Source organism: Algibacter sp. TI.3.09, assembly GCF_038154905.1.
Classification (GTDB): Bacteria; Bacteroidota; Bacteroidia; order Flavobacteriales; family Flavobacteriaceae; genus Algibacter.
The window spans coordinates 1-283 of record NZ_JBAKAN010000078.1; the positions used below are offsets into that span (position 1 = coordinate 1).

The following is a 283-nucleotide window of genomic DNA, read 5'->3' on the forward strand; positions in this document are numbered from 1 at the left end:
TAGGCGGTGAAGCCCCCGCATCCAATCAGTAGCTCTACCTCTATAACACTATAAATCAACGCTGCACCTAAATGCATTTCGGGGAGTACGAACTATTTCCGAGTTTGATTGGCCTTTCACCCCTACCCACAGGTCATCCGAAGACTTTTCAACGTCAACCGGTTCGGTCCTCCACTGTATGTTACTACAGCTTCTACCTGCCCATGGGTAGATCACACGGTTTCGCGTCTACCACTACTAACTAAGCGCCCTATTCAGACTCGCTTTCGCTACGGATCCGGAC

The 283-nt window shown here is 50.2% G+C and carries 1 rRNA gene; it reads right to left on the reverse strand.

Annotated features, from left to right (window positions below):
• Positions 1-283, reverse strand: a 23S ribosomal RNA gene (locus tag V6246_RS18400); the annotation flags it as partial.